This window comes from Variovorax sp. dw_954 (assembly GCF_018449755.1).
GTDB lineage: Bacteria > Pseudomonadota > Gammaproteobacteria > Burkholderiales > Burkholderiaceae_C > Variovorax.
In genome coordinates this window covers 61,195-78,338 of the sequence record NZ_JAAVVD010000021.1, presented here as the reverse complement: position 1 = coordinate 78,338, position 17,144 = coordinate 61,195, and the positions used below count along the sequence as shown (strand labels likewise).

Annotated in this window: 12 protein-coding genes and 2 pseudogenes; 10 read left to right on the top strand and 4 right to left on the bottom strand. The window is 64.3% G+C overall.

Annotation, left to right across the window (positions count from 1 at the left end; all coding sequences use genetic code 11):
- Positions 1-449 precede the first annotated feature (449 nt).
- A pseudogene (locus HB681_RS38385) lies at positions 450-840 on the top strand (ATP-binding protein); the annotation flags it as partial.
- A 762-nt stretch (positions 841-1,602) separates the two neighbouring features.
- A complete protein-coding gene (locus HB681_RS38380; RefSeq protein ID WP_256354467.1) occupies positions 1,603-2,586 on the top strand; it encodes a hypothetical protein in 984 nt (327 codons plus the stop codon).
- 364 nt (positions 2,587-2,950) lie between these two features.
- Here HB681_RS38380 and HB681_RS27105 read toward each other — a convergent pair whose 3' ends face one another.
- Complete coding sequence (locus HB681_RS27105; RefSeq protein WP_213957975.1) at positions 2,951-3,838, bottom strand: LysR family transcriptional regulator; 888 nt, start codon at positions 3,836-3,838, stop codon at positions 2,951-2,953.
- A 153-nt stretch (positions 3,839-3,991) separates the two neighbouring features.
- Between HB681_RS27105 and HB681_RS27100 the strand changes: the two genes are divergently transcribed.
- Positions 3,992-4,426: a nuclear transport factor 2 family protein gene (locus HB681_RS27100; RefSeq protein WP_213957974.1), complete on the top strand. Its 435-nt coding sequence runs from the start codon at positions 3,992-3,994 to the stop codon at positions 4,424-4,426.
- 77 nt (positions 4,427-4,503) lie between these two features.
- Here the strand turns inward: HB681_RS27100 and HB681_RS27095 are convergent.
- A pseudogene (locus HB681_RS27095) lies at positions 4,504-4,679 on the bottom strand (IS110 family transposase); the annotation flags it as partial.
- A gap of 106 nt (positions 4,680-4,785) precedes the next feature.
- Here HB681_RS27095 and HB681_RS27090 point away from each other — a divergent pair.
- The 5 genes from HB681_RS27090 to HB681_RS27070 all read left to right on the top strand — a co-directional run bounded on the left by HB681_RS27090 (position 4,786) and on the right by HB681_RS27070 (position 10,627).
- Entirely contained in the window at positions 4,786-5,775 is a 990-nt protein-coding gene (locus tag HB681_RS27090) for a tripartite tricarboxylate transporter substrate binding protein (RefSeq protein WP_213957973.1), read from the top strand.
- Positions 5,776-5,799: 24 nt separating this feature from the next.
- A complete protein-coding gene (locus HB681_RS27085; RefSeq protein ID WP_213957972.1) occupies positions 5,800-6,672 on the top strand; it encodes a fumarylacetoacetate hydrolase family protein in 873 nt (290 codons plus the stop codon).
- Positions 6,669-7,253 (top strand): VOC family protein, encoded by a 585-nt coding sequence (locus tag HB681_RS27080; protein WP_213957971.1) that lies wholly within the window; start codon positions 6,669-6,671, stop codon positions 7,251-7,253. The genes HB681_RS27085 and HB681_RS27080 overlap by 4 nt, the downstream gene beginning before the upstream one ends.
- Positions 7,254-7,365: 112 nt before the next feature.
- Positions 7,366-9,078: an FAD-dependent monooxygenase gene (locus HB681_RS27075; protein ID WP_218511086.1), complete on the top strand. Its 1,713-nt coding sequence runs from the start codon at positions 7,366-7,368 to the stop codon at positions 9,076-9,078.
- Between the two features lie 4 nt (positions 9,079-9,082).
- Positions 9,083-10,627: an acetolactate synthase large subunit gene (locus HB681_RS27070; RefSeq protein WP_213957969.1), complete on the top strand. Its 1,545-nt coding sequence runs from the start codon at positions 9,083-9,085 to the stop codon at positions 10,625-10,627.
- A gap of 2,045 nt (positions 10,628-12,672) precedes the next feature.
- Here the strand turns inward: HB681_RS27070 and HB681_RS27065 are convergent.
- A complete protein-coding gene (locus HB681_RS27065; RefSeq protein WP_213957968.1) occupies positions 12,673-12,888 on the bottom strand; it encodes a hypothetical protein in 216 nt (71 codons plus the stop codon).
- On the opposite strand from HB681_RS27065, the gene HB681_RS27060 reads away from it, so the two are divergent.
- Positions 12,887-13,063 (top strand): hypothetical protein, encoded by a 177-nt coding sequence (locus HB681_RS27060; RefSeq protein ID WP_213957967.1) that lies wholly within the window; start codon positions 12,887-12,889, stop codon positions 13,061-13,063. The genes HB681_RS27065 and HB681_RS27060 overlap by 2 nt on opposite strands.
- Before the next feature lie 267 nt (positions 13,064-13,330).
- Here the strand turns inward: HB681_RS27060 and HB681_RS27055 are convergent, their stop codons facing one another.
- The gene (locus HB681_RS27055; RefSeq protein WP_256354572.1) at positions 13,331-14,107 is read right to left on the bottom strand and encodes a transposase; all 777 of its coding nucleotides are present in this window, start codon (positions 14,105-14,107) and stop codon (positions 13,331-13,333) included.
- Positions 14,108-15,765: 1,658 nt separating this feature from the next.
- On the opposite strand from HB681_RS27055, the gene HB681_RS27050 reads away from it, so the two are divergent.
- On the top strand, positions 15,766-17,025 hold the full coding sequence (locus HB681_RS27050) for a porin (protein WP_213957966.1): 1,260 nt from the start codon (positions 15,766-15,768) through the stop codon (positions 17,023-17,025).
- Positions 17,026-17,144: the final 119 nt, after the last annotated feature.

Here is a 17,144-nt window from a genome sequence, read left to right as displayed (position 1 = left end):
GCAGGAGGGGCAGTACACCGAGCAGCCGCCCGCAGCCCGCGCCGGGGGGGAAGCCTTCAATGTGGCATCAATGGCGGCACGCTGGCCATCGTAGAGGCCGCGCCCGACCGCGAGGCTGCCGACCGGTGGCTGGCTGTCTTGCGGGCGCGACGCCTCGACACGGACGCCAACGACCTGCTCTACCAGTACGAGGCCGCACGCGACTACGATCCGTCGCCCGGTCTCGATGGACTTCGGGCGCCCGTGCTGACTGTCGTGTCCGCCGACGACGAGCGCAATCCGCAGGAAACCGGAACCTTGGAGCGCGCCATCGGCCATCTGCCGAACGCACGGCTTTTCGTCGTGCCGTCGAGCGCCAACACCTGCGGGCATGGCACGGTGCGCTTCGCGAAATGGTGGTCGGAAGAACTGGCGAATTTTCTAACTACAGTACTATCACGGCGGCTCTACTGCTGCGCGAGCTGGCGTCGCTGGTCAGCGACTCGGCCTTGCGCCGGCGGCTTCGCCACTGCGCCGCTCCGACCTGCTCATGATCGATGAGGTCGGCTACCTGTCGTACTCGAACCGCCATGCCGATCTGCTGTTCGAGCTGATCAGCCGGCGCTACCAACACAAGAGCGCACGGTGGCCACCACGAACAAACCGTTCGCAGAATGGGCCGAGGTGTTCCCCAATGCAGCCTGTGTCGTCTCGTTGATCGACCGGCTGATGCATCGCGCCGAGGTCTTGCGCATCGATGGCAAATCCTATCGCCAGAAGGAGGCCGACGAACGGGAGGCGGCGCGCAAGGCCGAGCGCGCTGCACGCAAGCCGTCGCCGCGCGCGAGCAAGGCCCCGTAATGACGCGACGCTCGACCCTACCGTCGCCGTTGTTCATGGTGCCGAGCCACTGGTCGCCCGAGCAGGCGCTGGCGGTGCTCGAGAGCCTGCACGCCGTACGTGAGGCCGTCTGGGCGGTCTACGGGCCGCAGGCCCAGCAGGCCTGCGCGATCAGCTTGTTCCCAACAGCGCACCGCCGGACTTCGACCACGACGCGCCGTTCTGATCTTGCGGCCGCAAGGCTCGACACAACGATGGCCCCTACGGGCCCATCGCCACTTCATCACTCGAATGTTGTTCGGTCACTGATCGCAGAAAACCGAGCCCTCGCCAGCGAATAGACGCGGATTTACACCAGCGCCAACAGCTGGCGGCTTCGTGCCTTTGCCGAAGTAACCGCCTCGGAAAAGCGGGCGCGCGGGGACGCAGGCGACGCCGGACTACGAGGGAACACTGTCTAGTTGCTTGCAACGGCCGCTTGGTTCGACCGTGCCCTACAGATTCTGCTTGGTCTTGGCCCTTGGGCCTTGAGTCGGCTATCGTTACGCGTACGATGCTGACGTCGTAACCCGAGGTGATGTCGGCCCTTCTACTGTCCGTCGGCATCGCGAGATGCCTGCCGCCAGCACATTGGGCTTGTAGCTGATAGAAAAGTCATTGGCTTCACAGTTCTCAGGGGGCGCCGCACCGGCCAAGGGCATGATGGCGTCGCTTCGAATCACGGTTGAGAACAACGGCTGCCGCGTCTAGCGGCAATCTGACGCGCAGGGCAACCCGGTCTACGTGGGCCAGGGCACGCACGTCGAGCGAGCGGTTTCGCATCAGGCGGGCGCCTCCAACTCGCGGTTTCGAGAGTGGCTGGCCAAGAACGAGCGGCAAGCGCAGGTTGAAATCATTGGGCCGCTTGGCTCCAAGGAGATGGCGGATGCGGTGGAGACGGCGCTGATTTCTGTGTGCAAACCAGCTGGCGCACTGAAGGACAAGTTCTTCAACGACCACCCTGGAGTCGGCGCCTTTGCGTTTCGACCCCTCGGCGTTCCACCGGAACTGGCAGCGCGTACCACCCAACCTGTGGGCACGGAAGACCTGGTCAAGGTCGCCCAGGAGTATGGGCCGCTCCTCTTCGTGCGGGTGAACAACAAGCCGGCGGTCAATGAAACGGAGGGCGTGGTGCCTGGCTACGACCTGGCAAATCCGCCAACCGACCAGCAAATCGCTCATCGGATGCGCGAGGCCTGGCAGCTTGCGTCCCGCATTCCTGGATTGATTGCGAACCCGGACACCTCGCCGGCGCTCCTCGTTGGAGTGACAGGAGGGCCTGGTACCCAGACCATCATCGGATGCGCACCCATCGACCGCGGTGGCTGGAATGAGGCCAAGCGCATTGACGGCAACCTGGTCATCGTTCCCCTGGCTGGTACCACCATTGATGTGGCAGAGCTGCGTGGTAGGCCCATCCTGCGCGACGCCGGACTGCGGTTTGACCGAGCCAAGTACGCCCACTTCCGTCTCTTCGGACCGAAGGGTTCTTGGTCAAGGCTGGCAAGTCCGCCGACTAACCGCGCGGTCAAGTATGTTGATGAGCTGCGGCACCGATTTGGCTGCGCACTGCAAATACTCGGCCACATTCGTCGCGCGAATTCTCAGGGGAGAAAAAGCCGCCGATCTACCCGTAGGGCGGCGTTCTCGGTTCGATCTCGCCCTCAATCTGGGCACGGCACGCGAGCTCGGCCTCTCGCTGCCGCAGTCGGTCCTCGCGCAGGCTAACATCGTGATCGAATAAGGCGCACGTCCCGCTCGGAAGTGTCAGGTCAGGTTCAAGAAATGCTTGAACGACTGTGAAGAACGCCTGACCTAGTCGTGGTCATCGCCTGGGTGACGGCGGCACTGGCTACCAAGCAGGCCGCAGCCAGATTCCGATCGACACGTACTCCGTCAACTTGAGGGAGCTTGCTTAGGGGGCAGCGAACCGACCGGCGACTTCGCAGCCGGATCCAGCCATCAGCTTCGCTTGCTTGTCGTGCCCCGGCGTCGTGAAAGAGGGCGCGCACGGGGTGAGACGAGGATTGACCGTGCCCCCGACGTTCGGGCGCCGGTTTCCGAGCGATCACCGGTCAACGATCGCTGCACGTCAGGTCGTCAACCCGTCCCGTCTGCAGACGATATGCAACTCCTCCACGAAGACGTCATGCACCCTGGTCGGCGACGCACTTGGGCGCAAGGTGCCGACTCGGCGCTTGCGTGGCCACTCGAGCGGCAGGGCACGCAACTCTTTCGACTTCAGCCAGGTCTGCACCTGCGCCCGATAGAAGACCGATAGGAGATCGGACTCCAGGACCATCTGGCGCCGCAGCGGAACGCTCTCGGTCTCGAGGACGACGTGTGGCACGGCCAAATCACGGAGGCGAAGGAAGTCTTGTAGGAGGTGCCGGGAGGCCTGCCCTTCCGGGCCAATGATCCAGCGCGCGTCGGTCAGCGCGGACGAGCGCACTTGCTTCGCCGAAAACAATGGACTGCGGGCGCTGCATGCGATGATGGCCTCCTCAATGTAAACCGTTTTTTCAACGATCGTTGGTCTGGGCGGCTGATCCGGAAGCGCTCCGAAGATGAAGTCGATCTGCGCGCTGAGAAGCTGGTCCACCATGCCCTGAAAGGACGCGACCTCGACGCGAATCGTCAGTTCCGGGAATGCCTCTTGGGTTTTCAGCAAGGCCTGGGCCGTGGGCACCAGCGGCGGCACTTCTGCGATGCCGATCGTTACCCGGCGCCGTTGGCCTTCGCGCAGCAACTTCATGCTCTTATCGGCACGCTCCAACTCCCCGCGAATGGCACGCGCGTGCTCGATCAGCGCGCCACCGGCTGCCGTCAGTTGCACCCCGCTGTTCGCGCGAACGAACAGGGCAGCGCCCAGGTAGGCCTCCGATCCCTGCAATGTCTTCGACAGCGCCGGTTGCGCGATGTGCAGCGCGCGCGCTGCCTGGCTCACGCTTCCATGCTCCGCGATGGCTAGGATGCGCATTAGGTCACGAAGCGGAAGCGGCATATCAAATAGTGATGGCAGTATCGGATATTGGTATTTTGCGGAATATACCCCTCCCACTAACCTTGGACTGGCCACGCGGCGCATCGACAGACATGCGATCCTGAAATGCGTGGTGAGCAGAGGAGACATATGCAGCAGTCGAAAAGCGCGATCGTTAGCCATTGCCAGCAGCTTGTCGCGGCGTTTGCGGTCCTTGTGGACGCGCGATGCGGTGACGCGGTGGCCGAACTGTTCGCGCAGGACGGTCGGTTCGAACGCCGCGGCGCCACCTTGGCGGGGCGTGAGGAGATCCGTGCAGCCCAGTCGCGGCGCCCGCCAGACCTGTACACCCAACACCTGTGCTTTCAATCACACATCGAGGTGATTGATGAGACGTCAGCGCGTGGCGTGACGCCTTTCCTCCTCTATCGCATCCAGTGCGCCGACCCGGCTGCGCCTGCGTTGCCACTGAGCCTCGCCGCACCGGAGATGGTTGGCCGATTCGAGGACGAATTCAGGCGGACCACCGACGGCTGGCGAATCCAGCACCGCCGTGCGGTGCTGGTACTGGCCGGGCAGTCCTGACGCTGAGGACGCGGGAAGGCAAAAGCGCATCCTTTTCCACAAGGAAACAAGCCAAGCAGCCATCTTGAATGACGAACTCAGGCGATCCCCGCAATCTCATTGCTCCAAGGCATCCTGGTGCAAGCGATCGCGATCAGGACGATCAGCAGCTTGTGCATGCAGGCCAGGAAAGCGACCTTTTTGGGCTTGCCAGCGGCCAGCAGCCTTGCGTAGAAAGCGTTGAGCACGGATTGAAGCGGGTTCCTACCAAGGAAGGGCGACCCGGGCTGCGCAGTGGCGAGTCCCCGTTCACTGAACGACGTGCTTGCCTGCACTTCGATCACTGAGGTTCGAATAATTTGAAAGATAAGGAGACAATCGTGAAGCAGAGACTATTGCGGCTCAGTCGCCTATTGTGCGCCGCCGCACTGGCGGTGGCGCAGGCCGCACTGGCGCAAGGCACCACGTTCCCCGACAAGCCAGTCCACATCATCGTTCCGGGTCCGCCAGGCGCTGCGACCGATGCGATCGCGCGGGGGCTCGGCGAGTTCCTGCGGCCGCGGCTGGGCCAGGCAGTCGTTGTCGAGAACCGGCCCGGCGCCACGGGGATCATTGGTACTTCGTACTTCGCGAAGTCGCCCGCAGACGGGTACACGCTGCTTCTCACCAACAGCGATCCGGTCATCATGAATCCGCTTCTCTATGACAAGCTGCCTTATGACGCCGAGCGCGACCTGGTGCCGGTCGCGAACCTTGGCATCATTTCCGGCATCGTCCTGGCGCATCCTTCCGTGCGTGCCAACTCGATGGTCGAACTGATGGAACTTGGCAGGGCGAAGCCGGGGTCGGTGAAGTGGGCGACATTCGGCGTCGGCAGCTTCGTGCACGTGTATGCGGAATGGCTGTCCAACTCGGGCGGCGCGGGCTTCCTTTCCGTGCCGTACAAGGGCGGCGGTCCGGCCTTGCAGGCCACCATCGCCGGCGAGGTGGATGTCACGCTGTTTGGCATCGGTCCAGCCATTCCCCTGATCGAGGCTGGCCGTGTCAAGCCGCTGGCGATCCTCGGCCCCAAGCGCAGCCCCTTGCTGCCGAATGTGCCCACCCTGGCCGAGCAGGGCTTTCCCCAGTACATCACGACCTGGCTCGGCCTTTTCGCCCCGCGCGGCACGCCGCAAGACGTCGTGCGCAAGATCAATGGCCTCGTGAATCAGGCCATGCAGGATCCGGCCTTCAAGACCAGTGTCATGGATCCGCAGACCATAGACCCGATGGTCGGAAGCCCGGAGGATTTCGCGGAGTTCGTGCGCAAGGACCGCGCCGTGGTCGGGCCCATCGTGCGGGAGTCGAAGGTCAAGATGACCATGGACTGATCGTATGCTGAAACAGATCGCAACATGAAACTTGCCAGAATTCGACACGGCGCGGAGGTTCGCTGGGTTGCTGCGGGACACGAGGGGCTGCGCATCTTGTCGCAGCAGGACGTCATCGACGCCTTGCGTCACACGGGCGCCCCCGGCGGCTGGACGGATGCCGCCGCAATGTCGTCCGAGCTGTCCGGCGCGGCGCTGGAGGTGCCCTTTGTCGAGGACGCCGCGCTGTTCTGCATCGGGCTCAACTACAAGGAACATGTGGAAGAGGTCGAGCGTGACATGCCGCCTTTTCCCTCAGTGTTCCTGCGGCTTGCCCGCAGCGTGGTCGGACACGGGTACCCGCTCGCCATGCCGTCCTCGTCGACGGCATACGATTTCGAAGGCGAGGTGGCGTTCGTCATCGGAAAACCGGGCCGCCACATCGCGCTGGCCGATGCCTGGGACCACGTGGGAGGCTTCACGGTCTTCATGGACGGCAGCGTCAGGGATGTCCAGAAGCAGTCGCTGACGGCAGGAAAGAACTTCCACGCCAGCGGGGCCTGCGGGCCCTGGATCGTGACCAGCGAAAAAATCTCGGATGTGGCCGCGATGCGCATCCGCACGACAGTGAATGGGCGCGAGATGCAATCCTCTTCGACCGACAAGCTGATTTACTCGATTCCGCGCATCGTCCACTACCTGTCTACGTTCACAGAGCTTCGCACCGGGGACATCATCGCCACGGGCACACCGGCTGGGGTCGGAGTGTCGCGCGAGCCCGCGCTGTGGCTAAAGGCCGGTGACGTGGTGGAGGTGACGGTAGATGGCGTCGGTGCGCTGCGCAACACGGTAGCGGCGGACGCGTCTGGCGGCCAGGTAGGCGACGTCCAAGGATTAAGACAGGAAGGTGAGAAATGAACCCAAGTCATGCGATGCGTACCCTGCCCGAGCAAGACCGTCCGCCCGAGAAGCTGGCGCACCTTGTCTTCAAGAGCAGGGACAAGAAGGCCATGATGGACTGGTACGCGACGGTCCTGCTCGCGCGAACCGTATTCGACAACCACTTCATCGGCTTTCTGTCTTTCGACGACGAGCACCATCGAGTGGCGGTGATCGAGATCCCGTCGCTGTCGGGCCCCGCGCCTGCCGCTTCGGGCTTGCACCATGTGGCCTTCACCTACAGCAGCCTTGGCGACCTGCTGCGCACCTTCGTGCGTCTGCGCGACGCTGGCATCATGCCGCACCATTCACTCAACCATGGCCCGACAACGTCCATCTATTACACCGACCCCGACGGCAACCGAGTCGAGCTGCAGATCGACAATTTCGCGGACATGGAGGAAGCGACGGCCTGGCTGTCATCGCCCGAGTTCGAGGAAAACCCGATCGGGGCGAACTTCGAGCCAGAAGCCCTGCTTTCTCGCTATCTGGCAGGCGAGCCGGAGGCGGACCTGAAGCGCCGTCCGAACGTGGGTCCCCGTTCAGCGCCGTCCCGCTAGCGTCGCCGACGACTGGACGCAGCTGTCGCAGCCGTACCGCTGTCCCTGGGGCCGCAGACCCGGGGAGCGCGCGGCTGTCTGCCAACGCAGACCCATTGAAGAAAGAATTTTCATGAACCCAACAGCCGGGCAGCCACAGGGCCCATCAGTCCATCCCGTGCTCATCGTAGGCGGCGGCCCGGTTGGCCTCATGATGGCCCTCCTGCTTGCGCGCCAGGGCCACCGGTCCGTCGTGTTCGAAAAGCGCACGCCGCGTGAGTCGAGTGCGCCCAAGGCCCATGTTTTCAATCCGCGCACCCTGGAGATCTGTCGCGCGCTTGCGATCGACGTCGACGCGCTGCGCGGCGCGTCGGGCCACGGACCCCGCAGCCATCATGCCTTGTTCATGCGCACGCTGGCCGGGCCCTTGCTCGGCAGCCTTCCGCTGGACAGCGAGACGGCCCTGTCGCCTGCCGGGGCCAGCCCGACGCCTCTGCTGAACATCGCGCAGCCGGACTTCGAGCGCGTGCTCCAAGCGCATGCCGCGGCCATGCCCCTGATCGACCTGCGCCACGGCCACACCTTCGTCGACTGCCGCGAGGAGTCGGGTGTTGTAGTCGCCCAGTTCGAATCGGCGGGGGAGAGCTACGTCGAGCGCGGCACCTACCTTGTCGCAGCCGACGGCGCGGGCAGCTCGGTGCGCGAGCGCCTCGGAATTCCGATGGGTGGGATTGCGTCCGTGCGGGCGCGCATCACCATTCATTTCGAGGCCGACCTCCGGCCGATCATCGGCGATCGGGAAGGCGTTCTGTACTGGATTCTCGGTCCCGATGCACCCGGGACGTTCATTGCCTACGATCCCGCCCGTACCTGGGTCTACTCTCCGCGGCTTGCGGCCGAACAGTTCGACAGCGCGGATTTCCCGGACGAGCGCTGCCTAGCAATGATCCGGCGGGCCATCGGCCGCGACGACGTGGACATCCGCATCAGGCATGTGCTGCCCTGGATGATGTCCGCGCAGGTCGCGCAAGAATACCGCGCAGGTCGCTGCTTCCTGGTGGGCGACGCAGCACACCGCTTTCCGCCGACAGGCGGCCTCGGCCTCAATACCGGCATCCAAGACGCGCACAACCTCGCCTGGAAGCTGTCGGCGCTCCTGCGCGAGACCGCGGCCGATGGCGAAGTGCTGCTCGACAGCTACGGCGCGGAGCGCCGGCCGGTGGCGGAGATCAACACGGCGCAGAGTCTCGCTAATGCGCAGAAGCTCCAGGGCCTGTTCGCGCTGGCGACAGGGGTCCTCGCCGATGGGCCGCCTTCGAGCGAAGGGCGCGCCACTCTGGCGGCGGAGCTGGCACTGCACAAGGAGCACTTTCTCAGCGAGGGACTGCAACTCGGCTTCAGCTACGGACCGCCAGTCCATGGGCCCGCCGATCCCCTGCGCTACGAGCCCTCGCTAGAGAGGGGTGCACGACTGCCGCATGCGTGGTTCGAGGAAAGCCCGGGCACGCAGCGCTCGACGCTCGACTTGCTGGATCCGGCGCGCTTCACGCTGCTCACCGGCCGTTGCGCCGACTGGAGCGACGTGGCGGGTGCGCTTCCCGACTGCCGCGAAATCCGCTTGCCGGCGAAATCGAGCTTTTTGACGGGCTGGCTAGCGCTGGAGGCCATCGGTGACAGCGGTGCGCTGCTGGTGCGGCCGGACGGGCACGTTGCGTACCTTGCCGGCGACGCTTCGGCAAAGAGCCAGCGCGCGCTGTGCGATGCGTATGCAGCATTCGGCCTGCGGCTGGGGCAGGAAAATGTGCAGCCCTCTGGGTGCGCCGTGCATTCAGCGACAAGGAGCTGACCACATGAATGGCGCCAAGAGTTTGGTGAAGACCCTGCTGGCCGCGGGCGTGGATACCTGTTTCGCCAACCCCGGCACCAGCGAGATGCACTTCGTGGCGGCGCTGGACCAAGTGCCCGGCATGAGGTGCGTGCTGGGACTGCAGGAGAACGTCGTGACCGGCATGGCCGACGGCTACTACAGGGTGACACGCAAGCCCGCCTGCACGCTGCTGCACTGCGGCCCCGGGCTGGCCAACGGCATGGGCAACCTGCACAACGCGCGGCGGGCACGCAGCGGCATTGTCAACATCGTGGGCGACCAGGCAACTTGCCACCGCCCCTTCGATGCCCCCCTGACGGCGGACACGGCCGGCATGGCACAGACCGTGTCGGCTTGGGTGCGCACCAGCACCCGCACCCCCGAGCTCGGACGCGATGCGGCAGAGGCGGTACGTGCTGCGCGCAGCTATCCCGGCCAGATCGCAACCCTAATCCTGCCGGCAGACGTCTCCTGGTCGGAAGGTGGCGAAGTCGGCACGCCCTTTGCGGCGCCGCCAGCTGCGGCCATCGACGGCGCTGCTATCGATGGCGCTGCCCGCATCCTGCGCGCCCATCAGGGGGACGTGCTCCTGCTGCTGGCCGGCAATGCCGTGTTGGCCGCATCGCAGCGCCTAGCCTGGCGCATCGCCAGCGCCACTGGGGCGAAGGTAATGGCCGACTACGTCACCAGCCACTTGGCGCGCGGACGCGGCAATCTGCCGCTCGAGCGCGTCCCCTACGCCATGGAGGCGGCGATCCGGGTTCTAGCGCCCTTCAAGCACATCATCCTGGTCAACGCTCGCCCGCCCGTGGGATTCTTCGGGTATCCCAACATGCCCTCCGTGCAGCACGCGCCCGATGCGCAACTGCACGTGCTATCGCGTCCAGATCAGAACCCGGATGAAGCTTTGCGCGGATTGGTCGAGGTCCTGAGGGCGCCCGACGTGGCGATGCCAGATCCCGGCCCCCAGCCGGAGGCAGGAAGTGGCGCGCCGACGCCCGAGGGACTGGCCCAGACGTTAGCGGCCCTGATGCCTGAGAACGCCATCGTTTCCGACGAAAGCATTTCCTACGGCCGCGGCTTCTACAAGTCCACCCATGCAGCACCGGCGCACGACTGGCTGCACTTGGCCGGTGGGGCCATCGGCGATGGTATGCCCGTGGCCACAGGTGCCGCGTTGGGAGCGGGCAAGAGGCGGCGGGTCATCAGCCTGCAGGCCGACGGTTCGGCGATGTATTCGCTGCAATCACTGTGGACGCAGGCTCGCGAGCGATTGCCGGTGACTACCATCATTCTGAACAACGGCAAGTACAACATCCTGATCGGCGAGTACGGGAACGTCGGCGCGTCGCCAGGCGAAACCGCCATGAGCATGCTGGACCTGGGGAACCCCCCGCTTAGCTGGGTCAAGCTGGCGAACGGCATGGGGGTGGAGGCCGCACGCGCGACCACGCTGGATGAATTGGGAAGGCTGATGCGTTCCAGCTTCGGACGAATTGGGCCGTTCTTGATCGAACTGATGGTCTGAGTCGCCAGGCGTCAGCGGGTGCCGCCGTCACAGGGGCCGCGCGACCCAGCGCGCCGACTCGCAGGATTGCCATATGCCGCGATCCGCGCGCAAGGGCGCGTCGCTGATGCGGCCCTTGCGGCGCAGGTCCCTGATCGGCATCGCGGCCGTACCCTGCTTGATGACCGGATCGGAGCGAACGCCAGCCAACAAGGCCCTACGCGAGTGCCTGGGGAACTCACAGGCCAGCATCGCCGCCACTGCTCAGCCGGCTACGCCTTGATGGCCGGCCATCAACGTCGAGCGCGCGTATCGACTCTATCGCGCGAAAGGTCTGATGGTGCGCAAGCGACGAGCAGTAGAGAAGTCGTCTCTGGCGCGGCGCGAGCTGCCTCGTGAAAGTCCCGAGGCCGCAGCCCCATAGAGCCGCCATTCGCGGCCGACTTGTCGCTGGCCCCGCGACCGCTCAATGCCAGACAGCGTGAGTACGTCCGGAGGCGACCACTGGCGCGCCGTGCTTCAGCAACGGGATCGGCGCCCCAGCCGTTGCGCTTCGCGGCGGGGACGACCAAAAGTCGCGCCTGCGAAAACGCGCATGGCCTCGAACCATTAAACGCACTTCCCAAGTCAATGAGCCTCCCGCACAGTCGCTGCAACGACAACGCCCGGAGACAACGTGCCAGGTTCCCATTCAACACGCGGTGCAAGCCGCCGACTGGCTGCGGCGCGATCCCGTCCCGGGCCGCGCGGCACGCCTGCTGAATTGCCTGTGCGCCGGCATCGCAGCGATCGCCGCGTCATTGACCGCCAGCGAGATTGTGCTGTTGCTGGCGTCCGGTTTCTGGTCGGACGAGGTCACAACAGTGGCACTGATTGGGTCGGCGTGCTTGGCGCAACGATCGCAGGTCATGGAAGGCACACATTCGCATCAGCGCCTTGGTCTCCGCACTGCCACGGCATCGCGACAAGTTCGACAGCGTGGCGACACTGGTGACGCTGGGGACGCTGTTGCCAGTGGCAATCGAATAACTGCTTCGCTGAATGGGGCCAGTCGTCACCCGCGCTCGGCATTCCGAACGCGGTGCGTCACGCGGCGCTGCCGGTCGGCCTCGCGCTGATGCTTATCTCCAATAGCCCAAGATCAGCATGCGCATCATCAATTCGGGATCGATCAATGGCCGTCCAGTGTGGCTATGGACTGAACCCAAGGACCAGCGCACGTAACAAGATGCAAATCATCGAAGCCTTTCCATTGCGGAGAAGCTCTGAGTCTGATGAAAAGCCCCGCGCTCCAAGCAGTCCGGAACGCTTGGCGAAAATCCGCGGCACAACGACAATGCCTCGCAATGACGGCGAACGAACCGGGAGCGAAAGCGCTACTGCCTCCAGACTTTCCCCATCGCGACTTTGTCACCCGCTCTGGCGCGACGATGCGGGTCCCTCGTCATGTCGTGCGAATCGAAATCAAGGATGGAACACGCGGATGGCAAGTGCGATACCGCGGCCGCACCAGATTCTTCTCCGACCGGAATCGGGAATTCCCGTTCGGCACGCCGCAGACTTCACTCGCGCGCGCCATAGACTTTCTCGCAGACATCTACGACGGCCCAAACCCACCATTGAGGAATATCGAGTCACGAAACAAGCTGTTCCCAACGGGGACTCCTGGCGTTCGCATCCGCCACAGAATGGAGAAGAGCGGTACCTGCCTCGTGACCTACGTGGAAGTTGATGCGTTGGAACGCGGTGCCGGCTCAAGACGCTTCTACGTCGGAACGAGCAGGACGGTGACCGAAGAACGCCTTCTGCACCAATTCGGTCTTGCCGTGGCCTACAGGAGCCAGAGCGTCGCAGAACTCCTGGAGAGACGCTCCCGCCCACCCATCACTTACGGCAGAGAAAGCGATCTAAGGCAGAAGGCGCCATAGACGGCAAACAGCGGCGTGTCCGCCGGTGCCGCACCCCGAGCATCGCCGTCAAGTTCCGGGGGCCGGCCCGTGAACACCCGCAATCGCTGCGGAGCCGCCGAGCAGTGGTCGATGATGGCGGACCTTCCGGCAAGATCGTCACCAGAGCCGCCACCAGGGGCGGGAGCGGGCGTCCAACGGCCTGGTGTCGAGCGCCATCATCGAAGATGTCGGGGTACCGAAGCGGCGGCGGATTTCGGCCTCAAGTGCGTGCGCGAAGCCGCGAGCGCGCTTGTCGCCGTGCAGCGCGCGCCGGCGCCATTCTTGGGCTTGAGCCAAGAGCGTCTCGTCAGGAAGTTCGCTGATTTCTGACATGGATGGATTTTCGTGCATGGCGCAACTCGGCCGACGCCTGCTCGCGCAATGGGAGCCGGCCCAGTCCGACGCGGAATGCGAGTACAACTTCCCAGGGTGCAACCCGCAAGCGCGCCAAGCGCGACGACTGCAACCTGTCACCTCGCCGCCAGTGGCGCAGGCCGAGGCCGACTAACCCAAAATCCGGCAGGTGCCCATCCCTATGAGCCCGTTCGGGGGTCTGAAGGGGCCGATGGCAGGCGCAATGCGCTGGCTGATGTAGCGCAGCATCGCCGCCCACGGGTCCTGCGTTTGAACTGCTCCGCAGTTGCCCTGACATGCGCCAAGGCCGCACGGATATTGGCGATCAGCGGTTTGAGGATGTGCGCCTTGCCGTGCAGCAGCGTCAGATACAGCGTCGTTCGCCCCGCATGGCTGGCCGCCTTGCCCACCGCCGCCAGCATCAGCGGGCGACTCGTGATCGCCTCCATGCGCGCGCTGGGTTTGGCCGCCCGGCAGTACCAGTCCACCAGTTGTAGACCAGCGCACAGGCCCGTGCCGCGGTCTGGCAGCGCCCGAGGTCCTGCGTGGTGAAGCCGCCCATGCCCCACAGGTTCTTCAACTCGTCGAAGCCGTTCTCGCAGTCGGCACGGTCCCGGTAGAGTTGCCCGATGGCTTCCAGCGGGTAGGCCACATCGGTCACCATCACCGCGTACTCCCATAGCCGCCCACCCTCATGCACGCTGGGGCTGGCCAGGTCCAGGCGCAGTTGCTGACCACCCCTGCCATCGTCCGCGCGCCGCTCGCGCGCGAGACCGCCGCGGATGCGCTGGCGCACGATGACCACGCGGCGCTTCCTGCTCCAGCCGTGCAATTGCAGTTGGTCTTCGATCATCTGGCAGCCATGGTTGTCCGGCCGGCTCCAGTCCTGGCGGGCGAACAGGCGCGCCACCAGGCGCTGCACGTTCTTGGTCTGCCTCAGGCGCAGCAGGTAGGGCTGCGAGCGGCTCTCCAACTCCAGCAGGATGGCTTCATTGCCGTAGCCCGAATCGCCTCGCACCAAGGCCGGGTGCTTGTCGCCCAACTCATCCAGCAACCGTCCCAACGCAGCTTTGGCGTGGGCGCTGGTGTGCTGCTTGCCCGAGCTGACCTGAACGTCCAGCACCAGACGCAGGTTGCCCACCCAGAAGGTGTGCAGCACGTGGCTGGGCCGCGCGGGCTTGCTCGGGTTGTAGCCCAACTCGGCGCCCTCCTGGCGGCCATACAGCGGCTTGATGCTGGCGTCGATGTCCAGGCTTGTCCAGTGCCTCGCGCACGGAGTGCATCAAGGCGGGGCGCATCCATGCGGCACTGGCCGCTTCGTCCATGCGCTCCAGCGCCCGGCGCAGCGCGTCTTCGCTGACGACTTTGTTCATGCCCAAGGCCTGCGCGGCAACGGTGTCCCCGCGCAAGGCGGTGATGTGGGCATACCGGCGATGGCCCGCCAGCAAGCCCAACATCAGGGTGCCCAGGACGTCGCGCTTGTCCGGCGCGTTGCCACTACGGTATTCCAGAGGGCAGGCCGACACCCAGCGATCGAACACGCCCGTGGCCGCCAGGAACTCCGCGAAGAAGACCAACTGGCCGTGCGGCGTGACCGCCGCACCTTCGTCCCAGTGCACGTGCATGCGCCCGCCCAGCGTGTCAACCACCTGCGCCGGGTTGACGTGCTCATCGCCCCGCGCGAGGGCCCCTTGTCGTTTGCGTCTGGCTTCACCCATCGGGTGAGTCTGCCAAATCAGCCGCGCTCCGCGCCAGTGCTGGATTCCCGCAGCTTTGGATGACGGTAACTGCCGTTTTTAGGCTAACTTGTGCGCAACGACGCGGTGCGCATCGAAGCTATGCAACGCGGACGCGCGTACCAGAGCATGTCGTCATCGACGCCAACGCCGGACGATCGTGCAGGTGTAGCAGTTGCAAGCGAAGCGCCTATGTATCGAGTCGGCGACGGCCGAGCCGGTTAGGGACTGTTGGCGATGACTACGCCAGCTCAGGATCATGAGCCGATCGCAAGGGCAAAAGGGTCACAGCACCAATCGGCGTTCGACGGGCTTGCGTGCGAAAAACGCGCCGTGGCGGTTATCGGATGCGAAGACGTATCGCGACGCCGTGGCGGTAACAGTGTCGCGCCATTTATTGCCCCCGATTCGTGCACGACACTGCTGATCACGGCGTCCGTCCGGACATGAGCAGTTCCCGATGACAACGCAGCAGCACCAGAGCTTGGCCCCTCCCTGTCATCTTGCTGTGCCGAGCTTGGGAAGTACCTCCTCAGTGAACTCTTTAGTTGCCTGGATAGTGGCCGGCCGCGATGTCCTCCAGCAGCGTCGCATGTGACCCGCAGGAGACTCCAGAAGCGTTTCGCATTGAGGTGCGTAAGACAGCCCTCGGCCAATTTGCTGCGCGGTGAATTGCGCCGCGATACAAAACAACTCGTATTGCCATCAAGATCGAACAAAGCGGCGCCAGGCCATCGCCTGGCAAGAGCCGTTGTTCGGATGCTCTGGCAGGAGCGGAAAAGCGACAGCCTGCGGCATCGAGGATGCAAATCATATCGGCACTTGCGCATCCTCTATCAGCGCCTGCAAGCTGTCCGTCGTCATTCTTGCTTGCCAATCTGACGTGAGTGTGAAGTCTGGAGGCGACGAGACGATGCATCTTGCGCTGGCCCACGCTGGGGCGCATTTCTGTTGGTGACCTCGGGTCGCGGAACCCGCTTGATCAGAACGGCTTAATTGCGCACCAACCGTCCGTCAGCCTGGCTCGCGCTCTGAAGCATCCTCGCAACACCGTCACATCGCCGACATTGCGGAAATCTACCGTGCCTTGCATATTGACAAGTTTGTCGGAGAGTTCGCGATGAAAATGTGCATGGTGCTCATGATGCCGGTGGCCGCTTTGGCTGGCATCGGCACAGCCTCGGCTCAGTCCTCCATCGTCATGTTCGCTGTGGTGGACAACTCCATCAGCAGCTACCGGAACCAGGCCAACGGCCCGTTCGGTACCTCCGTGACGACAAGCCAGACCGTTTTGACCAACTCCGCCCTCAGCTCCAGCCGGTTCGGCTTTCGCGGCAGGGAAGACCTGGGCGGCGGGCTGGGAGCCAGCTTATGGCTGGAAGCGGGTTTCAATTCCGACGACGGTTCGGGCGTTGGGTCGAATGGACTCATCGCGTTCAACCGCCGCTCGACGGTCAGCATCGACGATGGCGACTGGGGTGAGTTGCGCCTGGGCCGCGACTACACGCCGACGTACTGGAACGACAATCTCTTTGACCCGTTCGGCGTGAACGGTGTCGGGACAAGCCTGATCAGCACCGCCAGCGGACAGACTTCGCCAGGCAGCGTCAGAAGTGGCTGGACGAATGGGCAATACTCCCGCGCCAACAACTCGATCGGCTATCACTTGCCGGCGCTGGGTGGCTTCTACGGCCAGGCCATGTATGCCTTCAACGAGAAGGTCACGTACGACCCGGGCGGCACGACGCCTCCGGGCGTGGCCGCGATCGCCGCCAATCCGGCGCTGGCAGCCACCCCCGACAACGCGCGCGCCGGCAAGTACGTCGGGGCCCGCGGTGGCTACAAGAACGGACCGGTGGACGTGGCGCTGTCATACGGCGAAAGCACCGTCGGATCCAACTACTACGTCGGCTCGACCGCCACCATCAAGACATGGAACGTCGCTGCTTCGTACAACTTCGGCGTGGTCAAGCTCTTCGGCGAGTACTCGAACAACAAGATGGAAACGAGCCTCGCGACCAACACCTTCAATCCTTTAGGCGTCACCAAGCCGGAATTCGACGGCTTCCTGATCGGGGTGACAGCACCTATCGGAACGGGCGACCTGCGCGCCTCGTATTCCGCGGTCCGGTACAAGAACATCAACTTGAACACATTCGGGTTCAACCCGGACCCGAAAGCGGACAAGTTCGCGATCGGGTACGTCTACAACTTTTCCAAGCGCACGGCCGTGTACGCAACCGTCGCCTACCTGAGCAACAAGGACGGCGCCGGTCTGACTGTCGGGGGCCCGAGCTACTACACGCAGCCAGTCGCAGGCGTTGCGCCGGTGCCGGACAAATCGTACGGCTACGACCTGGGTATGCGCGTTTCCTTCTGATTCGCCGCGCTTCGCGGATCGAGCGCGGCAGTTGGCGCACTCAATTGTCGACTGGACGCTCGCCGGAAACGACACACCCAAGAGCCTTCCCTGCCGATCGTGCGCCCAAGCCCACCAAC